The sequence below is a fragment of the Roseibium marinum genome, from assembly GCF_002906165.1.
Taxonomy (GTDB): Bacteria; Pseudomonadota; Alphaproteobacteria; order Rhizobiales; family Stappiaceae; genus Roseibium; species Roseibium marinum.
On the sequence record NZ_PPCN01000002.1, the window covers coordinates 254,307 to 271,424 of the forward strand.

General features: G+C 60.8%; 18 protein-coding genes. 6 read left to right on the top strand and 12 right to left on the bottom strand.

Annotated elements, in window-relative coordinates; all coding sequences use genetic code 11:
* Positions 1-157: 157 nt before the first annotated feature.
* Positions 158-604, top strand: a complete 447-nt coding sequence (locus CLV41_RS08100; RefSeq protein ID WP_103221809.1) for a DoxX family protein — start codon at positions 158-160, stop codon at positions 602-604.
* A 78-nt stretch (positions 605-682) separates the two neighbouring features.
* On the opposite strand, the gene CLV41_RS08105 is transcribed toward CLV41_RS08100, so the two are convergent.
* The 3 genes from CLV41_RS08105 to yddG are packed head-to-tail and all read right to left on the bottom strand — an operon-like array spanning position 683 to position 2,791.
* Positions 683-886 carry a DUF1737 domain-containing protein gene (locus CLV41_RS08105; protein ID WP_103221810.1) on the bottom strand — a complete coding sequence of 68 codons (204 nt, stop codon included), beginning with the start codon at positions 884-886 and terminating at the stop codon, positions 683-685.
* 22 nt (positions 887-908) lie between these two features.
* Positions 909-1,793, bottom strand: a complete 885-nt coding sequence (locus CLV41_RS08110) for an HpcH/HpaI aldolase/citrate lyase family protein (RefSeq protein WP_103222014.1) — start codon at positions 1,791-1,793, stop codon at positions 909-911.
* 35 nt (positions 1,794-1,828) lie between these two features.
* Positions 1,829-2,791, bottom strand: a complete 963-nt coding sequence (gene yddG, locus CLV41_RS08115; RefSeq protein ID WP_103221811.1) for an aromatic amino acid exporter YddG — start codon at positions 2,789-2,791, stop codon at positions 1,829-1,831.
* A gap of 152 nt (positions 2,792-2,943) precedes the next feature.
* Between yddG and CLV41_RS08120 the strand changes: the two genes are divergently transcribed.
* On the top strand, positions 2,944-3,405 hold the full coding sequence (locus CLV41_RS08120; protein WP_103221812.1) for a GNAT family N-acetyltransferase: 462 nt from the start codon (positions 2,944-2,946) through the stop codon (positions 3,403-3,405).
* Between the two features lie 69 nt (positions 3,406-3,474).
* Here CLV41_RS08120 and CLV41_RS08125 read toward each other — a convergent pair whose 3' ends face one another.
* On the bottom strand, positions 3,475-4,497 hold the full coding sequence (locus tag CLV41_RS08125) for a DUF2125 domain-containing protein (protein ID WP_170107145.1): 1,023 nt from the start codon (positions 4,495-4,497) through the stop codon (positions 3,475-3,477).
* A 120-nt stretch (positions 4,498-4,617) separates the two neighbouring features.
* Between CLV41_RS08125 and CLV41_RS08130 the strand changes: the two genes are divergently transcribed.
* A complete protein-coding gene (locus CLV41_RS08130) occupies positions 4,618-5,148 on the top strand; it encodes a gamma-glutamylcyclotransferase (protein ID WP_103221814.1) in 531 nt (176 codons plus the stop codon).
* Positions 5,149-5,172: 24 nt separating this feature from the next.
* Here CLV41_RS08130 and CLV41_RS08135 read toward each other — a convergent pair whose 3' ends face one another.
* The 4 genes from CLV41_RS08135 to ftsE all read right to left on the bottom strand — a co-directional run bounded on the left by CLV41_RS08135 (position 5,173) and on the right by ftsE (position 8,682).
* Entirely contained in the window at positions 5,173-5,949 is a 777-nt protein-coding gene (locus tag CLV41_RS08135; RefSeq protein WP_103221815.1) for a lysophospholipid acyltransferase family protein, read from the bottom strand.
* Positions 5,950-6,026: 77 nt separating this feature from the next.
* Positions 6,027-6,755 (bottom strand): YdcF family protein, encoded by a 729-nt coding sequence (locus CLV41_RS08140; RefSeq protein ID WP_103221816.1) that lies wholly within the window; start codon positions 6,753-6,755, stop codon positions 6,027-6,029.
* A gap of 219 nt (positions 6,756-6,974) precedes the next feature.
* Positions 6,975-8,015, bottom strand: a complete 1,041-nt coding sequence (locus CLV41_RS08145) for a cell division protein FtsX (RefSeq protein ID WP_103221817.1) — start codon at positions 8,013-8,015, stop codon at positions 6,975-6,977.
* A gap of 7 nt (positions 8,016-8,022) precedes the next feature.
* Positions 8,023-8,682, bottom strand: a complete 660-nt coding sequence (gene ftsE / locus CLV41_RS08150) for a cell division ATP-binding protein FtsE (RefSeq protein ID WP_103221818.1) — start codon at positions 8,680-8,682, stop codon at positions 8,023-8,025.
* 589 nt (positions 8,683-9,271) lie between these two features.
* On the opposite strand from ftsE, the gene CLV41_RS08155 reads away from it, so the two are divergent.
* Genes CLV41_RS08155 through CLV41_RS08165 form a run of 3 tightly spaced genes read left to right on the top strand, consistent with a single transcriptional unit; the run spans position 9,272 to position 11,172 of the window.
* Complete coding sequence (locus CLV41_RS08155; RefSeq protein ID WP_103221819.1) at positions 9,272-10,216, top strand: zinc-ribbon domain-containing protein; 945 nt, start codon at positions 9,272-9,274, stop codon at positions 10,214-10,216.
* 2 nt (positions 10,217-10,218) lie between these two features.
* Entirely contained in the window at positions 10,219-10,758 is a 540-nt protein-coding gene (gene hpt / locus CLV41_RS08160; RefSeq protein WP_103221820.1) for a hypoxanthine phosphoribosyltransferase, read from the top strand.
* Between the two features lie 18 nt (positions 10,759-10,776).
* Positions 10,777-11,172, top strand: coding sequence for a response regulator (locus CLV41_RS08165; RefSeq protein ID WP_103221821.1), 396 nt, complete (start codon positions 10,777-10,779; stop codon positions 11,170-11,172).
* Positions 11,173-11,344: 172 nt separating this feature from the next.
* Here the strand turns inward: CLV41_RS08165 and CLV41_RS08170 are convergent, their stop codons facing one another.
* The 4 genes from CLV41_RS08170 to argH all read right to left on the bottom strand — a co-directional run bounded on the left by CLV41_RS08170 (position 11,345) and on the right by argH (position 17,077).
* Positions 11,345-13,927, bottom strand: coding sequence for a TIGR02302 family protein (locus CLV41_RS08170; protein ID WP_208987374.1), 2,583 nt, complete (start codon positions 13,925-13,927; stop codon positions 11,345-11,347).
* Between the two features lie 136 nt (positions 13,928-14,063).
* Entirely contained in the window at positions 14,064-15,338 is a 1,275-nt protein-coding gene (gene lysA / locus CLV41_RS08175) for a diaminopimelate decarboxylase (RefSeq protein ID WP_103221822.1), read from the bottom strand.
* A 44-nt stretch (positions 15,339-15,382) separates the two neighbouring features.
* Positions 15,383-15,586, bottom strand: coding sequence for an LPS translocon maturation chaperone LptM (gene lptM / locus CLV41_RS08180; RefSeq protein WP_103222016.1), 204 nt, complete (start codon positions 15,584-15,586; stop codon positions 15,383-15,385).
* Between the two features lie 105 nt (positions 15,587-15,691).
* The gene (gene argH / locus CLV41_RS08185; protein ID WP_103221823.1) at positions 15,692-17,077 is read right to left on the bottom strand and encodes an argininosuccinate lyase; all 1,386 of its coding nucleotides are present in this window, start codon (positions 17,075-17,077) and stop codon (positions 15,692-15,694) included.
* Between the last annotated feature and the right edge of the window lie 41 nt (positions 17,078-17,118).

Here is a 17,118-nt window from a genome sequence, read left to right on the forward strand (position 1 = left end):
GAAGCTATCAGATGCACTGCATTTTTACGGATCTATTGTTCACTATAATTGAACAACATGATTATAAATTTGATATTTGTTCCATCAGAAATAAACATTATTTTGCATTCAGGCAAAGGGCATCATGGTGATGGCCCGACCGAAAGGAGTAGTAAACATGGCAAACCTGGATGTGACTTCAGTCCCTGAGCGGACTTCAACCCTGATCGACCGCAACCTTAACGGCGCCTTGCCGCTTGCGGGCCGTCTTCTGATCGCCCCCCTGTTCCTTCTCTCCGGACTTACCAAGCTCGGAGCGGCGGAATCGACAATCGCCTGGATCAGTGCGTCGGGTCTTCCTTTCGCGACCCTCGCCTATGTCGGGGCCGTCGCCGTGGAAATCCTGGGCAGCATCGCGCTGATCGCCGGCTACAAGACCCGCTACGTCGCCGCTATCATGGCTTTGTTCACAATTGCCGCCGCGCTGGCTTTCCACAACGCGCTGGGTGACCAGAACCAGTTCATTCACTTCTTCAAGAATATCAGCATCGCAGGCGGCCTCCTGCAGATAGCCGCCTATGGCGCCGGCCGTTACAGCGTCGACGCGCTGACCAAAAGGACCTGACCGGACCTCTTGAATTCGATAAAACGCCTCACGGCTTCCGGTTACCCCGGAAGCCGTGCGCGTTTCAGGCCCAAGGTCTCAATAGTCGCCCAGCTTCATGTCCCGCGAATAGTCTCCCGCAACCTCCTTCGTCACCGCCTGGCCGCAGATGGTCGCGCCTCGTGTGGCATCATAGGTCAGGGAGGGGGAACCCGAGAGGTCCCAGCCCTTGTTGAGCGCCTGGGTAACCCGGTGGCAGAATTCGCTATCGTCGACGCCGGTGATGAATCGATAAAGCTTCATGGATGTCTCTCGCTTCCTGCAATCAGCCTCGGGCCGCGATGGCGTCGGCGATGGCGATCGCCCGGCGGCCCATTTCCGCATGTAGCCGTTCCACCATCTTGCCGTCTACCTGGATCGCACCCTTGTCGGCATTTTCCGGCTTGTCGAATTCCGCGTTGATCCGGCGGGCCCAGGCGACTTCCTCATCCGAGGGACTGAAAGCCGCGTGGCAGGGACCGATCTGCTTCGGGTGGATCAGTGTCTTGCCGTCCATGCCCATCTCCACGCCCTGAGCGCATTCGGCCGCGAAACCCTCCTCGTCCTGAAAGGCGTTGAAGACCCCGTCGAGGATATCGATGCCGCCGGCCCGCGCCGCCGCGACGCAGGTCATCAGCCAAGGCGTCATCGCCGCCCGGCCCGGGGTCAGGCGGGCGCGGGTTTCCTTGGCCAGATCGTTTGTGCCCATGACAAAGCAGGAAAGCCGCACTTCCGGATCCTTGCCGCAGGCTCCGATCGCTCCGGCATTCAACATGGCTTCCGGTGTTTCCATCATCGCCCAGAGTTCCAGATCGCGCGACGCTCCATGGACGGACAGCTTGTGGGCAATGCGCTGCAGGTCGGGCGGGTTGTTGATCTTCGGCACAAGGATTGCGTCCGGCCCGGCCCTGACGGCGGCCGCAAGGTCGTCCTCGCCCCAGGGCGAACCCAGGCCGTTGATCCGGATAACCACCTCGCGCTCGCCATAGCCGCCTTCTGTCACGGCATCGACGATCTGCCTGCGGGCCAGTTCCTTCGCATCGGGAACAACGGCGTCTTCCAGGTCCAGAATAAGACAATCGACATCCAGCGTCCTTGCCTTTTCCAGCGCGCGGGCGTTCGAGCCCGGCATATAGAGAGCGGAACGGCGGGGTTTGAAAACTGCGGTCATCGGCTGGTCCTGCTGGCTGTCGAAACAGAATTCGGTCAACCTAGTGGATCGCGACGCGAAGTGGAATGCTCCGAAGGGGGAAGGCCGGCATCATCCGCCTGCTCCCCGGTGCGCTTGCGCTGCCGCTTTCTGAAGATCATGTCCTTCGCCGCGATCACCGCGCCGATTGTTATCGCCACACAGGCAATAGCGACCGAAAACGTCAGGGCGCCGAAACCAAAAGCAATCAGAAGAAGCGTTGACAGGAGCGGAGCCGAATAGGCCGCCGCGCCCAGAACCTGAATATCGCCGCGCTTCACGCCGATGTCCCAGGTGAAGAAGGCGAGCCCCACCGGAAAGAGGGCAAGCGCGAGCAGGGACGCCCATTCCAGCGACCCCGAGGGCCAGACCGTTTCTTCCAGCATCACATGGCACAGCGCGGACAGAAGAGCCGTCAGCAGACAGAAGCCGGCGACGGCTTCGGTCGGCACGGCCCCCAGACGCCGGGACAGGACAGAGTAACTCGACCAGAAGAGGGAAGAGGTGACCGCGGCCGCATAGCCGAGAGCCGATCCGCCCGAAAATGAGAGGCCTTCCCCGCCGGAGATCAGCAGCACTGCCCCCGCGAGCCCCAGGATCGTGCCGATGACATGGTGAAGCCGCAGCTTCTCGCCTGGCAGGAACGCGGAAAACAGGACGATCAGCAGCGGCCAGGTGTAGTTGATCAGGTTGGCTTCCACCGGCGGGGCATTGCGGATGGCTGTGAAATAGAAGAAATGAAATCCAAACAGACCGAAGGTTCCGAAGGCCCAGACCCGGAGAGGCTGGCGCAAAAGCTTCAACTTGCCGGTTGCCAGAAGCCAGACAAGCGCCAGGCTGCCGGAAATTCCAAAGCACAGCGCGTTGAGCAGAAAGGGCGGCACCCGGCCGGAGCCCGCACCGAAAAGACCGAGCGTCGCCCACATCAGAACGGCGCTCAATCCGATGACCGTTGCTTTCACCCTTGCTGCGTCCGTCATGGCAACCCTGTCTCAAGTCCAGCGTCAGCTCATCGCATGAAACGGAAAACGACAAAAGAGTTGGTCCGAATTTTCTCGAAGTCCTTGATCCCTGCTCCGGTTTCGGGACATGGTGCGATTTGCTTCAACGATTTGTCACTTCTGGGGAATTCATGTCTAAGACGGAAATCAGGGCCCTTGGTCTGGATGATGCCCACCAGCTTGCCCCGCTTATTGCCGAAAACGCCCAGGCGCTGAAACGCGGAGCGCCGCGCCGTCCGGACGAATATTACGCGGAGCGGATCCTGGGCGACAAGACGGCCGAGGTCGTCGGCGCTTTCGAAGGCGGAAAGCTGGTCGGCTTCGCGGTTTTCTTCGATCTGCCCGAACTGATCACCGGCCTGCGAATCGGCCAGCTGGACGATATCTATGTTCATCCCGATCACCGCAACCGGGGCATCGGCCGCCGGATCATCGAAACCCTGGTTGCCGAAGGCCAGAGCCGCGGCTGGCTGCATCTGCGCTGGATCGTGCCGGGCAAGAACACCCCTGCCGTCGCGCTTTATGAAAAAATCGCCGAGCCCGATCATCGCAAGAGCTACCTCATCCCGATCGACCGCCTCGCCGGAGATTGAGCCGGTTTTTTTGCAGCTCTGTCATTGCCGATCCGCGTTCGGATTCGTCTCGCTTGTCCGTTGTTGTGACTACATCCCGGCCTGAAACAGCGCCGGGATCCGGCCGAGCGGCAGGAAACCTACGCTTGCGACGCCGCGATCTATCTTCACTGGAAGCGTGATCGAGGCAACGCCGTCCACTCCTTGCGCCGGCTCAAGGCTGCCGATGATCCCTTCCAGAAGCGCGAAGGTCTGATCCTTCGGCGGGAACAGCGGCTTGAGTGCCTGCAGCAGAGCCGTTGCGTTGCCGAGTGTCAGCTCCACGGTTCCCGACAGCGTTCCGTCGCCGTGAACCAGCATCTCTCCGCTGGCAGCCACGGAACTGCGTCCCAGAGACGCTTCGAAGAGGTCCAGTCCAACGGGCAGGTCTTCACCGTTCATGCGGACCAGGGCTGCGAGATCTGCACCGGCCAGCAGAGCGGTTCCTCCGGCGACGCGGATGCTACCGCGCAGGTCGAGCGTGTCCTCAAGATCAGGCAGGGATTTCAGCTTCAGCGCATCGATGGAAACATAGCCGTCCAATGCTCCGGGCAGATCCGGTGCTTCGCGCAGATGAACTTCAGCCTTCTCCGCTGAAAACAGTCCCGCGGAAACGGCATTTTCAAAGGCGGCTTCCGGCTTTTGCACGACCCCGTCGAGCGCGCCGAGCGCGCTTTGCCGGAATTTCAGGCTGGCCCGGGCGGTTTCCCAGGTAATCTCGCCGGAAACGCCTGTCATCGGAACGGTCACGACCGCCGGAGCCTTGACCTCGAAGATCACGTGCCAGGGATTATAAACCAGCGCGACCGCATTCAGCCCGCCAAGCGACGCGGCGGTTCCGGAGCCGTCGCGCGAGCGCATGTCCGGGCAACTGATTTCATAACGGAAGGGATAGCCGCGGATTGCCAGATCCGCGCAGGAGACCTCCAGTCCGACCTCCGCCATCCGGATCAACTGCCGGTCGAGCTGACCGGCCAGCACCGAACGGCCGTAGACCCAGGCAACGGACCAGCCGGACGCCACCAGCAAAACGGCGGCCAGCAAAAGGATGTAGCGGCGCTTCGGGGATTTCACGGGCTTTCTCGCGGCAGGCGTCACGTTTCGAACACTCACTGTTGAATTGGGCGGTCTCGACCGATTAAAGGTTGGCGCTGATATGAATTTATGCGCCTGCGGGAAAGAAGACAGGACGATATGAGCGATTTTTGGGTATTTGGCTACGGATCATTGATGTGGAACCCGGGATTTGACCATCAGCGCACCGAACGGGCGCTGCTGAGGGGAGCCCATCGGGCGCTTTGCGTTTATTCCTGGGTTCACCGTGGCACCGAGGAACGGCCGGGCCTTGTCTTCGGTCTCGACAATGGCGGCGCCTGCCGCGGCAAGGCCTATCAGGTCGCCGGCGACATCTGGCCGCAAACGCTGGATTATCTGCGCGCCCGCGAGCAGGCCACCATGGTCTACAGGGAGCATTGGCATCCTATCGAGCTCGATAGCGGCGAAAAGGTGGAAGCGCTCGTCTATATGGTCGATCACGGCCATCCGCAATATGCCGGCGCCCTGCCGCTGGAAAAGCAGCTGGATATCGTGACCGGCGCGGTCGGACAATCCGGCGCGAATCCGGAATATGTCCTCAATACCGCCGCCCACCTTGAGGAAATGGGCATCACCGACACTGCTCTCGCCTTGCTCGCAGCGCAGCTGATTGGCGCTTCGCGGGCTTGATACCAGCCGCGATCAATAAAACCCCTATGCGGAGCGGGTCTGCCTGAGCCTGTCCACCTGCTCCAGCACCGGCGAAGGCCTCTTTGCCTGCCGCGCTTCCTCGATCAGCCGGTCGCTTGCCGTTTCAATCTCCGCGACCATCCGCTCCTGGAAGACATTGGCCGGAAGTCCCGGCTCGATCGGCGGCAGAATCTCGACAATCACGGTCCCCGGATAGACCCTCCAGGAGGACCGCGGCCAGTACAGTCCGGAATTGTGGGCAATTGGCACGGCGGGACAATTCAAATCCCGGTAGAGATGCGCGACGCCGGACTTGTATTTGGGTTCCGCTCCTGCCGGACGGCGGGTGCCTTCCGGAAAGATCAGGATCTGCCGTCCTTCCGCGATGGTTTGCTTGGCCGCCAGCATCATGGCCGTCAGGGCTTCCGAACGCTTGCCCCGGTTGATCGGGATCTGTCTGTATTTCGCGGTATACCAGCCGAAGATCGGTATCCAGCGCAGCTCGCGCTTGAGAATGAAGGTCGGGCCGGAAAACAGCGGAATGAGCGCGAATGTTTCCCACGCCGACTGATGTTTCATCGCGGCGATGAACCCGCCTTGCGGGAGGTTTTCCCGGCCGCGGACTTCCACCTTGATGCCAGCGACGAAGCGCATCAGGATCTGCAGGATTTTCGACCACACCGGCATGACCCACCCGCCCCATTTGCGCGGCAGCAGCAGGAGTGGAGAAAACACGATCATCACCACTAGATTGAGGATGTAAAAAAGGATCTGGAAAACGGTAGAGCGCAAAAGAAACATGGCACCTGAATTTCTGGAACAGCAAGGTCACGGCAAGATGCCCCAGGGAAAGGTTCAGGGCTGTGGTCAAATGGCTGTCAGCCCATGCCCTGAACGGATAACCGGAGTCGGGCGACCATATACTTCACATATTCGCGCATGAGAAGCCGAATAGTTGCCGGTTCCCTGTACCATTCGCCCAGTTTCAGATCCTTGGAAAAGACCGGATAGGCGATAAGTTTGACATCCGGCAGGGCGCCGGACAGTTCCACTTCGGTCCGTGGCAGATGATAGGCACTGGTAACAACCAGAAGCGAGGAGAAGCCGTTTTTCCGGACCCAGCTTGCCGTTTCCGCGGCATTGCCGGCGGTATTGAGCGCAACCCTGTCGAGTTCGACCGTGCTTTTTTTCAGCGGCATGCGCGAGGAGGTGACAGCCGCAAGCTGCTCCCGGGTGGTCCCCGGATGAACTCCGGAAATCAGCAAACGGTTGGCCCTGCCTTCCTCCAGAAGACGGACCGCTTCGTTCACCCGGGCGTGTCCGCCTGTCAGAACGACGATTGCGTCCGCATTCGCCGTATGTGGAACCTGAACGCCGGCGATCCTGTGCGCGAACAGCGCGAAGTGGCCGGCCGCTCCGGCCAGCAGCGCCGTCACCAAGGCGACAACCAGCACACGTAACCCGAACCGTCTCTCACGCCTGGCCGCCGGCCGCGCATCGGCCTTCCCGACCGACGCCTTTGCCTGCGATGCGGACGCACTGCGATCCGCAACGATGGAAACACCGTCTTCCAAAGCGGGGTCTATGGCTGTGTCGGCATGCGTCATCAGGCAACTATGATAAGTGATTCGGCCAATTTCGCGGCATCGGTCTGTATTGACAAATTTGCGATTGGCATTGTTGGAGCCGGTACCGTTCCTGAACAGGACGAAAGTGCAAGCAATTTTGGCTCGTTTTCACGCGCAATGGAAGCGTTAGAAGCCGCTCGAAACCGTATTCCCTTCGGGATTTCCCGACTATAGTCGGCTTTTTCCCGCTTCGCAGGGTCAATCCACCTTGGCAAGATGCGCTTTCACGGCGAGGCCGGATGTGAGCGCGGTCAAGATGGCGACGAGAAAAACGACGCCGAAGACGCCGAAATACCCCGGCAGGCTGACGGACACACTACCAAAGAGCGCCGACAACTGATCCGAACCCGCCTGACCCGACCCTTCCCGGGTGAGCATATCCAGGGCGACGAAACAGATAATCGAGGCGACCCCTCCCGACACACCGCCCTTTAGCCCGAGCATCAGGAAGTGCCGCTGAAACTCCCGCGCGATGAAACCGTCTTCCGCGCCGACGAAGTGGAGCACCGAGACCACGTCCTTGTTGCCCGCCATGGCCGATTGCGTGGCGAAGACGACGCTGAGGACCATCGAGCTGAGGACGAGGATCATGATGGCGATACCGGCGGCCACCACGGCGCCCGCCATCGCAGAAAGCCGCGAGGTCCAGACCGAATGATCGTCGACACTCGCCCCCGTCACGGTCCGCCCCACCGCGTCCTTGAGCTGTTCCAGGTTCAACGCCGCCGGATCGCCGACGGTAATCTGGATTAGCCTGGGGACGGGCAGGCCGTCGAGCTGCAGGCCTTCGCCGAGCCAGGGCTCGAGCAGGGCCTTGGTTTCCGCATCCGACAGGGCACTGACCGAATCGATGCCGGGAAACTCCTGTGCCAGAGCCACCGCCTTGTCGATCTCGCGCAGCATGTCGACACCTTCCGTCGGCCGGATCTGGATGGTGATTTCGCGCACCAGATCGTTCTGCCAGGCATCCGCGGCGTCCCAGACGATGGACACCCCACCGACGGTCAGGCACGCAAGGAAGCTCATGATCGCGACCACGAGCGTCAACGCGCGGCCGGCGACCGATTGCGGCGGAACGATCGCAGCGGCCGGCCGAAGCCTGGCGTCATCGCTCGCTTCCGGATCTTTCGGCTTCGGAACCGCCTTGCGTTTCGGACGTTTCGGCCGTTCCTTGCGGCGCGGCGGTTTAACGTCCGCGGCGCCTGCCCGGCGTTCTTTTGTGTCGTCCGACTGTGCCATTTTCTGCCTAGTCAAAGATAGCGAGACGCCCGTCCGTCAGAACCATACGCCTGGCATCCACCTGTTCCAGGAGGGTGATATCGTGCGTTGCAATAACAACGGAAGTGCCGAGTTTGTTCAATTCAATGAAAAGACGCAACAACCGTCGGGCCAGCGGTGGGTCGACGTTGCCCGTGGGCTCGTCCGCCAGCAGCACTTCGGGCCTGGTAATCAGCGCACGGGCAATGGCCGCACGCTGCTTTTCGCCTCCGGACAGAACCGGCGGCAGGACGTGCATCCGCTCGCCCAACCCCACCCATTTGAGGAGATCGATCACGTCAGACCGGTATTCGCTCTCCTCCTTGCCGCCCACCCGGAGCGGCAGAGCGACATTTTCGTAGGTCGTCAGATGATTGAGCAGACGGAAATCCTGAAACACCACGCCGATCTTGCGCCGCAGGCTCGGCAGCTCCTGCTTCTCGATGATGCTCAGATCGCGGTTGAAAACCTTGATCAGGCCGCGCGTCGGCCGCAGCGACATGAACAGAAGTCTGATCAGGCTGGTTTTTCCGGCACCGGAAGGACCGGTCAGAAACTGAAATGACTGTTTTTCGATCTGAAATGTCAGATCCTGCAGGATCTCGGGACCCATCCCATATCTCAATCCGACATTTTCGAAGCGGATCACAAGTGCGACTCCTGTTGATGGGCCGACGCTACGACTTGGCCGTTAACGCTGCATTAATCATATAAAGGTCCATTGGACAGCTGAAACCCCGTCACGGGATTTGCCGCTCTTTGTCCAGTATTTCCTGCCGGAAGGCGAACTCCGCCAGCCGGGCTGCCCTGACAAGACCGCCCTGACAAGACGAGGGAGAGCGCCGCCGCATGAAACAGAACCTGTTTGAGGAGCGCGCGGAAAGACCATGCAAGCCATAGACCAGGAAGCACAGCCCGTGAAGGGCCAAGTCCGTCGCCGCGATTTCGGATCGAGGAGGGAACTTGCTCCTTGTCCTCAGGGTTTACGCCCTTTCGACACGATGTCACTGTCGAAAATGCCGGGAAGTGGCCGCATTTTCCTGTGCTTTTCTTTAATTGAGGACCGATCCGCGCTCCAATCATGATAACCGTTAATCTGGCCTGGCTGCGATCTGGCGGATAGTGACAGGATGTTCCAGTGCTTGAGAGAGATCAAGCTGCCTTCCTGTGAATTGCATGAAGCACGTGATGTTGATGAACGAACCGTTTGAGCAAGCCATGACGAAAGGTCTTCGCCGATGAAGATCAAATGTCCGGACTGCAGTACGTCCTACGAGATCAAGGCAGACGCGCTCGGCCCGGAAGGGCGCAGCGTGAAATGCGCCAAATGCGGCAACCGCTGGTTTGTCTCGTCCGACGTAGAAGAAGGCACGATTGACTTCGAAGCCGCGGAAGAGCGCAGTGACGCCGCCGCGCCGGAGGTCGCTGACGAGGTCGCCGAAGAGGCCGATTGGACCGCCGACGCCGAAGAGGATGCAGGCGGCACGCGTCTTGAGGAAGAACCGGACAGTCCGGCCGCCGAAGAAGAAGATCCGGTCGGCGTTAAACCACCCGCACCGGTACCGACGCCGCCTGCCGCAACCGACGAGGGCAAGTTCGCCGCCGACCTGCGGGAGGAGGAGGCTGAAACTGACGACATTGAGTCGCTTGCCAACCGGCCCAAGATTATCGTCAATCCGAACAAGTTTCGCCGCGACCATATCAGCGCTGTTGTCAACTGGCTGTTCCGGCGCAATTTCCGGCGACTGGGCGGTTTGGCTCTGTTCGCGGTAGCCCTGGTCGCCTGCATCCTTTTCGTGCTGATGCGCGACAGTATTGTCAAACAGTCTCCCGATCTCGCCAGCCTGTTTCAGATGATAGGCTTCGACGTCAACCTGCGCGGCCTGGAATTCAGGAACCTCAGAACCTTCACGGAAGTCGAGGACGGCAATCGCGTGCTGGTCGTCGAGGGATCGATCCGCAACGTTCTTGACGAGACGAACGTGGTTCCCGCTGTCCGGCTGGCCATTCGCAGCGGTGATTTGCAGGAAGTTTACGTCTGGACCGTGGAACCCCGCACCAGATCCCTGAACGCCCTTGACGAAACCAGATTCAGAACCATCCTGTCCGACCCGCCCACAGGGGCGACGGACATCCAGGTCCGGTTTGTCAACCGCGGCAATAAGCAAGTAGTTCTCGAGTGACCATGACCACTGATATTCACACATTGTTCGATGAAGACGCCATCGCCCTGCGGGTTGCCTCGCTTGCGGAGGAAATCGCCGAGGGACAGACGAACGACCTGCTGGTCGTCGCCGTACTCAAGGGCAGTTTCATCTTCGCCGCCGATCTTGTCCGGGCGATGCACCGGGCTGGCCTGGAACCGGAAATGGAATTCATCCATCTGTCGTCCTACGGTGCCGGCACCGAAAGTTCGGACTCCATCCGGATTTTGCGCGATGTCGAAAGTGACGTTAACGGCCGCGATATAATTTTGGTGGATGATATCCTCGAATCAGGCCGCACGCTCGCATTCGCCCGGGAGCGGCTCATCAATCGCGGCGCTCGCTCGGTAAAAATAGCAGCGTTGCTCGACAAACCGGAGCGCCGTAAAGCTGCCATATCTGCCGACTATGTCGGTTTTGCCTGTCCAGACAAGTTTGTCGTCGGGTATGGTATGGATATGGGTCACGCTTGGCGGCAGTTGCCCTATATTGGATACGTCGTTGCCTCGGACGAGGCTTGAGCAGACGGGAGAGTGATCATGGCTCGCATTCTTCTTACGGAAGACGATGAAGCAGTCCGCAGCTTCGTGAAGCGTGCCCTGGAACTTGACGGGCATAGCGTCGAAGCCGCCGAAGACGGCGGTGAAGCCGTGGAAATCCTGACCCGCAACAAGGGCGGCTATGATCTCCTGTTATCCGATATCAAGATGCCGGTCATGGACGGCATCGCGCTCGCGCTTCAGGCGGCGCGCGACTATCCGCGGATGCCTATCCTGCTGATGACCGGTTTCGCGGACCAGAGAGAACGGGCGAACGGCCTGGACGCACTGGTTCATGACGTGGTCACCAAGCCATTTTCGCTCGTCGATATCCGCAAGGCCGTGCGCAACGCCATCGCTGGAGACACGGCGCGGGAGACCCGCCGCTACGCCTGAGCAATCTGTTCTGGCGGGTTTTTATATTGCCAAAGCGTTATGCGTCTAATTCGACGCATTTTATGTCGATAAGCACCACTGGAATGTGCCGCCCATTCTCGGCTAAGGGCATCGTGCGTTCATTCAATTCCAATTGACGCCTGCCGATCTGGCAGCATTAAAGAACCCCTGGTCAGTACCGCTTCAGCAGCCGTTCCAGATAATCCAGTTCCAGCTTCGGTCGGGAGGGGTCGGAGAAGCGGCGGCGGAGTTCCTCGAGAATCCGTCTTGCCCTCTGAACGTCGATCTCGTCGGGAATGCGTACCCGGTTGTTGAAATCCGGACCTTCGGTGCGGCGCGGACGGCCGAGCGGGTCTTCGTCGAGCGGGGAGGGACCGTTCGGAGAGCCCATCCCTTCGCCTTGCCCCATCATCTGTTCGCCGAGGCTCTGCGCCCCGCGCCGCAGCGCATCCAGGGCATTGCCCTGCTCGCCGAGCGCCTGCTGGCCCTGACCCTGTCCGAGGGAGTCTTGCGCCTGACCCATGGATTCACCCGCCTGGTCAAGTGCTTCGCTCTGACCCATGCCGTTCTGAGCGAGCTGCTCCATGAGCTGCTGAAGCTGCTGCGCAAGATCGCCCTGGCCCTGCTGCAGCTGCTGCAGCATCTGCTCCAGCTGTTCCTGGGTCAGTTGCTGTCCCTGGCCCTGTTGACGCTCTCCCTGCTGACCCGGCTGCTGCTGACCTTGCTGCTGTTGATCCTGATTGAACTTGTGCGTTTCATCCATCAGCTGCTGTTGCCGCTGGATCATCTCGCCAAGCTGATTGAGCATTTCCATCATTTCGCTCGACATGGCGTTCGGCGTCATCTGCGGCCGGCCGGCCTGAAGGTTTTCCAGCATCCGCTGCATTTGCGCAAGGAGTTCACGGGCAGCATCCCGCGAACCCGTGCGTGCCAGTTCCTCGATCTTGTCCAGCATTTCGGTCAGATCCTGCTCACTGAGAGTCTGCTGATTGCTTTCGAAGTTCTGCATGGCCTGAGGATTTTGCCGCATCTGTTCGGCAAGCGCCTGCATGTATTCCTGAAGGGCCTCGCGGAGCTCCTGGGTCAGCTTGGCGATCTCCTCGTCGCTCGCCCCGTCCTCGAGAGCCTTGCGCAAAGCCTCCTGCGCATCCCTCAGCTTGCGTTCGGCCGCCGACAGGTCTCCGTCCTCGATCGAAAGCGCAAGGTCCCACAGAAGCGGCAGCAGCCCCTTCAGCTCTTCATCCGTCCGCGCGCTTGTCAGCTCGCCATAGGCGAACCGCATGCCAAGGTAATCGCGGGCCTTGTAGCCGAAGGTTTCAGGCGCGAGCAGCAGCGCGTCGAAGGCTGTGATGATGCGCGCATGATTTTGCGCGTCGAGCGCCAGGCTGCGGCGCTGTTCGACGACAGCCCGGGCCAGAGGCTTGCCGAAGCGGCGCTGGGGCAGGGTTATCCTGTAGGCGGGAGACAATCCTTCCTGCTCTGCCTGATCCCGTGCCATCAGGGTCAGATCGACGTCCGCGCCGGCCCACGGATGCGATGTCAGATCGCGGATGGTCTCCGACGTCTTGGCGGTGCCAGCACGGGCCGGTAGCGACAGGGGAAAGACCGGAGCCTCGACCAATGGCCGTGCAACGCGGTCCCCGTGCTCAAGGTCCGGCAACGGCGAGATGCGGCCCTCCGCGGCCACGACGCCGTAATCGTCATTCACCAGATAGGAAAACTTCAACGCACCGCTGAGCTGTTCCTCGGGATCGTCCGTCAGCCGGATTTCCGGCGCATGGTCCGGACGGACCGCGAAGACAAAACCCATCATCGGCTCGTCGCCGTTAAGAAGCTCGACAATCCCTGTGGTTTCCAGTTTGAGACGCCGCTCGACCGGCAGAAGCTTGCGCAGGGCCGGATCCTCGCTCTCACCGGTCTCTTCCGGTTCGATGACCCGCGGGTCCACGTCATCGGCCCCGGCGAAGGTCATCGACAGCTGGCGCGCACCCTGTGTCCTGACGACGAGAACCGACCCTTCCGGAACGGATACCGGCGCCCCCGGCTCGCGGAGTTGCGCGCTCTCTCCGGTCAGATAGATCGGCGCTTCGTTGGTATAGAGCGGAGGGGTCACCCAGGCATCGAGACGGCTCGGTGCTTCGACGGTCTTGAAGGGGTTCTGGAAGGCGGAACCGAGACGGCCCAGACGGTCACCGCTCGCGGTGGAAAACCCGATGACGAGCAGGCAGGCCGCCAGCACTCGGAACGCCCAGGGATCGCGGCGATAGGCCTGCGGATCCGGTGCCCTTGAGCGGATCGCGGCAACGGCTTCGGCCGTCCGGCGCAGATGCAGCGCCCAGATGGCCCGGCTTTCCGGGTTCCCCGCGCCGACCGAAAGATCGTCTTCAAGAGTGGTCAGAGGCCGGTGCGCATAGCCTGAGGATTTCTCGACACGGGTCAGCGCGTCATCGCGTGTCGGCCAGGCAAGTCTGAACAAGCTCCTTGCCGCCAGGACGGCCGCAATCGCGAAAAGGATCACACCCACCGGTCCCGCCCAGGTGGGCAGCATCAGCCAGAGGCCCAGCCAGGAGAGGCCGACAAAGATACCGGCGACCACCAGGACAGGCAGCAGCGCCCGCCAGAAGCGTTCCAGGAACAGCGCCCGCCGACTGTAACGGACAAGTTTTTCCAGACGGGTTTCGATGAAACTCCGGCGCTCGCTCGAACCGGGCGTTACCGGTCGGTTGATATCCTGCTGGCTGTCGTTCGCGCTCAAGAGCACCTCCGGTTCATATCCCGCAAATGCCGCTCCCTCGAAAGGCGCAGCGCAGGACCTGCCCACCTGATATTAAGGTGAGGCAAAGGAGCCTGTGCGGCAACCTGTTCAATCAACTAATTGTCAGAACTTTCGGTCACGAACCCTTGAGCCAGTCCGGAATACGATCGAGGCCGAGCAGGTCCTCATAACTGGTCCTTGGTCTGACAACGGCGAATTGGTCAGCGTTTACGAGGACTTCCGGCACCAGCAAGCGGGAATTATAGGTGCTGGACTGAACCGCACCGTAGGCGCCGGCGGAATAGATCGCCAACATATCCCCAGCATTCACTTCCGCCATGTCCCGGTTCTGGGCAAGAAAATCGCCCGTTTCGCACACGGGACCGACGATATCGGCCTTGATTCGGCCGCTTTCACCGGCATTTTCACGGACCGGGCGGACCTCGTGATAGGCTTCATAGAGGGTCGGACGGATGAGATCGTTCATCGCGCCGTCAACGATCACGAACGTCTTGTCCGCGCCTTCCTTGACGTAGATGACGCTGGTGACCAGGATGCCCGCGTTGCCGGCGATCATGCGGCCCGGTTCGAACATCACCATGCAGTCCAGTTCCCGCACGTGCTTCTTGACCACCTGCGCGTAGGCGTTCGGATCCGGCGGTGGATCGTTGTCCGTGACATAGGGAATGCCGAGCCCGCCGCCGAGATCGACGTGATCGATCTCGTGGCCTTGCGCCCGCAGGCCGGAAATCAGCTCACCCAGCCGGGCGAAGGCCTGGTCGAACGGTTCCAGTTCCGTGATCTGCGAGCCGATATGCATATCGATGCCGGTGACCTTCAGACCCGGCAGACCGGCTGCTTCCGCATAAACCTCCCGCGCCCGCTGCCAGGGAATGCCGAACTTGTTCTCCGCCTTGCCGGTCGCGATCTTGGCATGGGTCCTGGCATCCACATCCGGATTGATGCGCATGGATACGCGTGCGGTTTTGCCCATTTCGCTGGCGACCCGCGACAATTGCCGCAATTCGGGTTCGGATTCGACATTGAAGCACAGGATGTCCTCATCAAGCGCAAGGGCCTGCTCCGCCTCGGTCTTGCCGACACCGGAAAAAACGATCTTGCCGGCCGGCACGCCCGCCGCCCGCGCCCGGCGCAACTCTCCTTCCGACACGACGTCCATGCCGGCGCCGAGACCCGCCAGCGTTTTCAGCACGGCCTGGTTCGAATTGGCCTTCATGGCATAGCAGACCAGCGAGGGGATATCGTCAAAGGCGGATGCGAAGACCTGATAATGCCGGGTCAATGTCGCCGTGGAATAACAATAGAACGGCGTGCCGACCTCGCGGGCGATCTCTTCGATCGCCACGTCTTCGGCAAACAGCTCTCCGTTTTTATAGGCGAAGTGATGCAAGGGGTGCCCTCATGCGGGTGGAGGCGCTGCCAGTGCAGGCGGCCTTAGTTGATCAGAAAGTCCAGAAAGAACGGCTCGTTGCTTTCTGGTTTCTGCGGCTGGACGGCGGCGGCCGCCGGATCGACGGCAGCACCTTGGGACGGGGCGGGAGCGCCCGGGTCGTCCAGGGAACCCTTTCGTCCACACCCGGCCAGGGTCAGGCCCAGGCAAAGGCCGAGCAGCGCCAGAATTTTTAACCGGGATTTCATGACCATCCGTGCCCTTTTCGCAAAACCTTTACCGGTCCTCTCCTCGCATGACAGGCCGAATTCGGCAAGCTCGCTCAGCCGTCACATGCAAAGATTGGACGTTGCTCAGTTCCTTGACAACTCTTTCAGCCAGCGGCGCGCCTGTTTACGTACGTTCACGGGCGACGTACCGCCGTAGCTGGTGCGGCTGCGGACCGACTTGTCGACGGAGAGCACCGAGAAGATTTCGGCGCTGATCTTCGGCTCCACCGATTGCATGTCTTCCAGCGGGATCCTGTGCAGCTCGACATTCCGTTCCACCGCCATGGCGACGATCCGGCCGGTGACATGATGCGCATCCCTGAAGGGCAGGCCGAGCACCCGGACAAGCCAGTCCGCCAGATCCGTCGCTGTGGAATAGCCGGACCCGGCCGCCTTTTTCATGACCTTCGTCACCGGTTCCAAGTCTCGCATCATGCCGGTCATGGCCGCAAGCGCCAGGGAAATGCTGGCAAGACCGTCGAAGGCCTGTTCCTTGTCTTCCTGCATGTCCTTGGAATAGGCGAGCGGCAAGCCCTTCATCATCACCAGCAGCGCCTGCAGCGATCCGTAGATCCGGCCGGTCTTGGCGCGCACGAGCTCCGCCGCATCCGGGTTCTTCTTCTGCGGCATGATGGAAGAGCCGGTCGAGAACTTGTCCGACAGCTTGACGAACCCGAACTGCGCCGAGCACCAGATGACGATCTCTTCGGCAAGGCGGGAAAGATGCATCGCGGCCAGAGATGCCGCCGCGAGCGCCTCGATCACAAAATCCCGGTCGGAAACAGCATCGAGCGAATTTGCCGCCGGCCGGTCGAAACCCAGGGCCTCGGCCGTCATCTTCCGGTCGATCGGGAAGGACGTCCCGGCCAGCGCCGCCGCACCGAGCGGGCACTCGTTCATACGCTTGCGCGCATCGCGCACGCGGCCCCGGTCACGGGAGAACATCTCCACATAGGCCAGCAAATGGTGTCCGAAGGTGACCGGCTGGGCGGACTGCAGATGCGTGAATCCTGGCATGACGTCGCCAGCGTGGGTTTCCGCCTTTTCGGCAAGCACCCGCATCAGCTCGCCGAACTGGTCGTCCAGTGTGTCCAGCGTGTCGCGCACCCAGAGGCGGAAGTCCGTTGCGACCTGATCGTTTCTGGAGCGCCCGGTGTGCAGGCGTCCGGCTGCCGGACCGACCAGTTCGGCAAGCCGAGCCTCCACATTCATGTGGATGTCTTCCAGCGCCCGGGAAAAGACAAATTCGCCGCTCTCGATCTCTGACAGGATTGTGTCTAGACCTTGAACGATCTTGTCTGCATCGTCCCGCGTGACGATATCTTTTTCGGCGAGCATGCGCACATGGGCTTTCGAGCCGTCAATGTCTTGCTTATATAGTTTCCGGTCGTAGTCGATGGAGGCGTTGATCTCCTCCATGATGGCGTCCGGTCCTTCTGCGAACCGGCCTCCCCACATGCGATTGCTCATGTCCTGTCCCTTAAGAGGCGCCTCTTGCGAGGTGTGAACCA

Bases quoted from the DNA above. Each gene is read 5' to 3' on its own strand.
- CLV41_RS08165 (WP_103221821.1), top strand. From the start codon at position 10,777: ATGGCTCGCATTCTTCTTACGGAAGACGATGAAGCAGTCCGCAGCTTC.
- CLV41_RS08120 (WP_103221812.1), top strand. From the start codon at position 2,944: ATGTCTAAGACGGAAATCAGGGCCCTTGGTCTGGATGATGCCCACCAG.
- hpt (WP_103221820.1), top strand. From the start codon at position 10,219: ATGACCACTGATATTCACACATTGTTCGATGAAGACGCCATCGCCCTG.
- CLV41_RS08135 (WP_103221815.1), bottom strand. From the start codon at position 5,949: ATGTTTCTTTTGCGCTCTACCGTTTTCCAGATCCTTTTTTACATCCTC.
- CLV41_RS08105 (WP_103221810.1), bottom strand. From the start codon at position 886: ATGAAGCTTTATCGATTCATCACCGGCGTCGACGATAGCGAATTCTGC.
- CLV41_RS08145 (WP_103221817.1), bottom strand. From the start codon at position 8,015: ATGGCACAGTCGGACGACACAAAAGAACGCCGGGCAGGCGCCGCGGAC.
- lptM (WP_103222016.1), bottom strand. From the start codon at position 15,586: ATGAAATCCCGGTTAAAAATTCTGGCGCTGCTCGGCCTTTGCCTGGGC.
- argH (WP_103221823.1), bottom strand. From the start codon at position 17,077: ATGAGCAATCGCATGTGGGGAGGCCGGTTCGCAGAAGGACCGGACGCC.
- CLV41_RS08140 (WP_103221816.1), bottom strand. From the start codon at position 6,755: ATGACGCATGCCGACACAGCCATAGACCCCGCTTTGGAAGACGGTGTT.
- CLV41_RS08100 (WP_103221809.1), top strand. From the start codon at position 158: ATGGCAAACCTGGATGTGACTTCAGTCCCTGAGCGGACTTCAACCCTG.
- CLV41_RS08130 (WP_103221814.1), top strand. From the start codon at position 4,618: ATGAGCGATTTTTGGGTATTTGGCTACGGATCATTGATGTGGAACCCG.
- yddG (WP_103221811.1), bottom strand. From the start codon at position 2,791: ATGACGGACGCAGCAAGGGTGAAAGCAACGGTCATCGGATTGAGCGCC.
- CLV41_RS08110 (WP_103222014.1), bottom strand. From the start codon at position 1,793: ATGACCGCAGTTTTCAAACCCCGCCGTTCCGCTCTCTATATGCCGGGC.
- CLV41_RS08155 (WP_103221819.1), top strand. From the start codon at position 9,272: ATGAAGATCAAATGTCCGGACTGCAGTACGTCCTACGAGATCAAGGCA.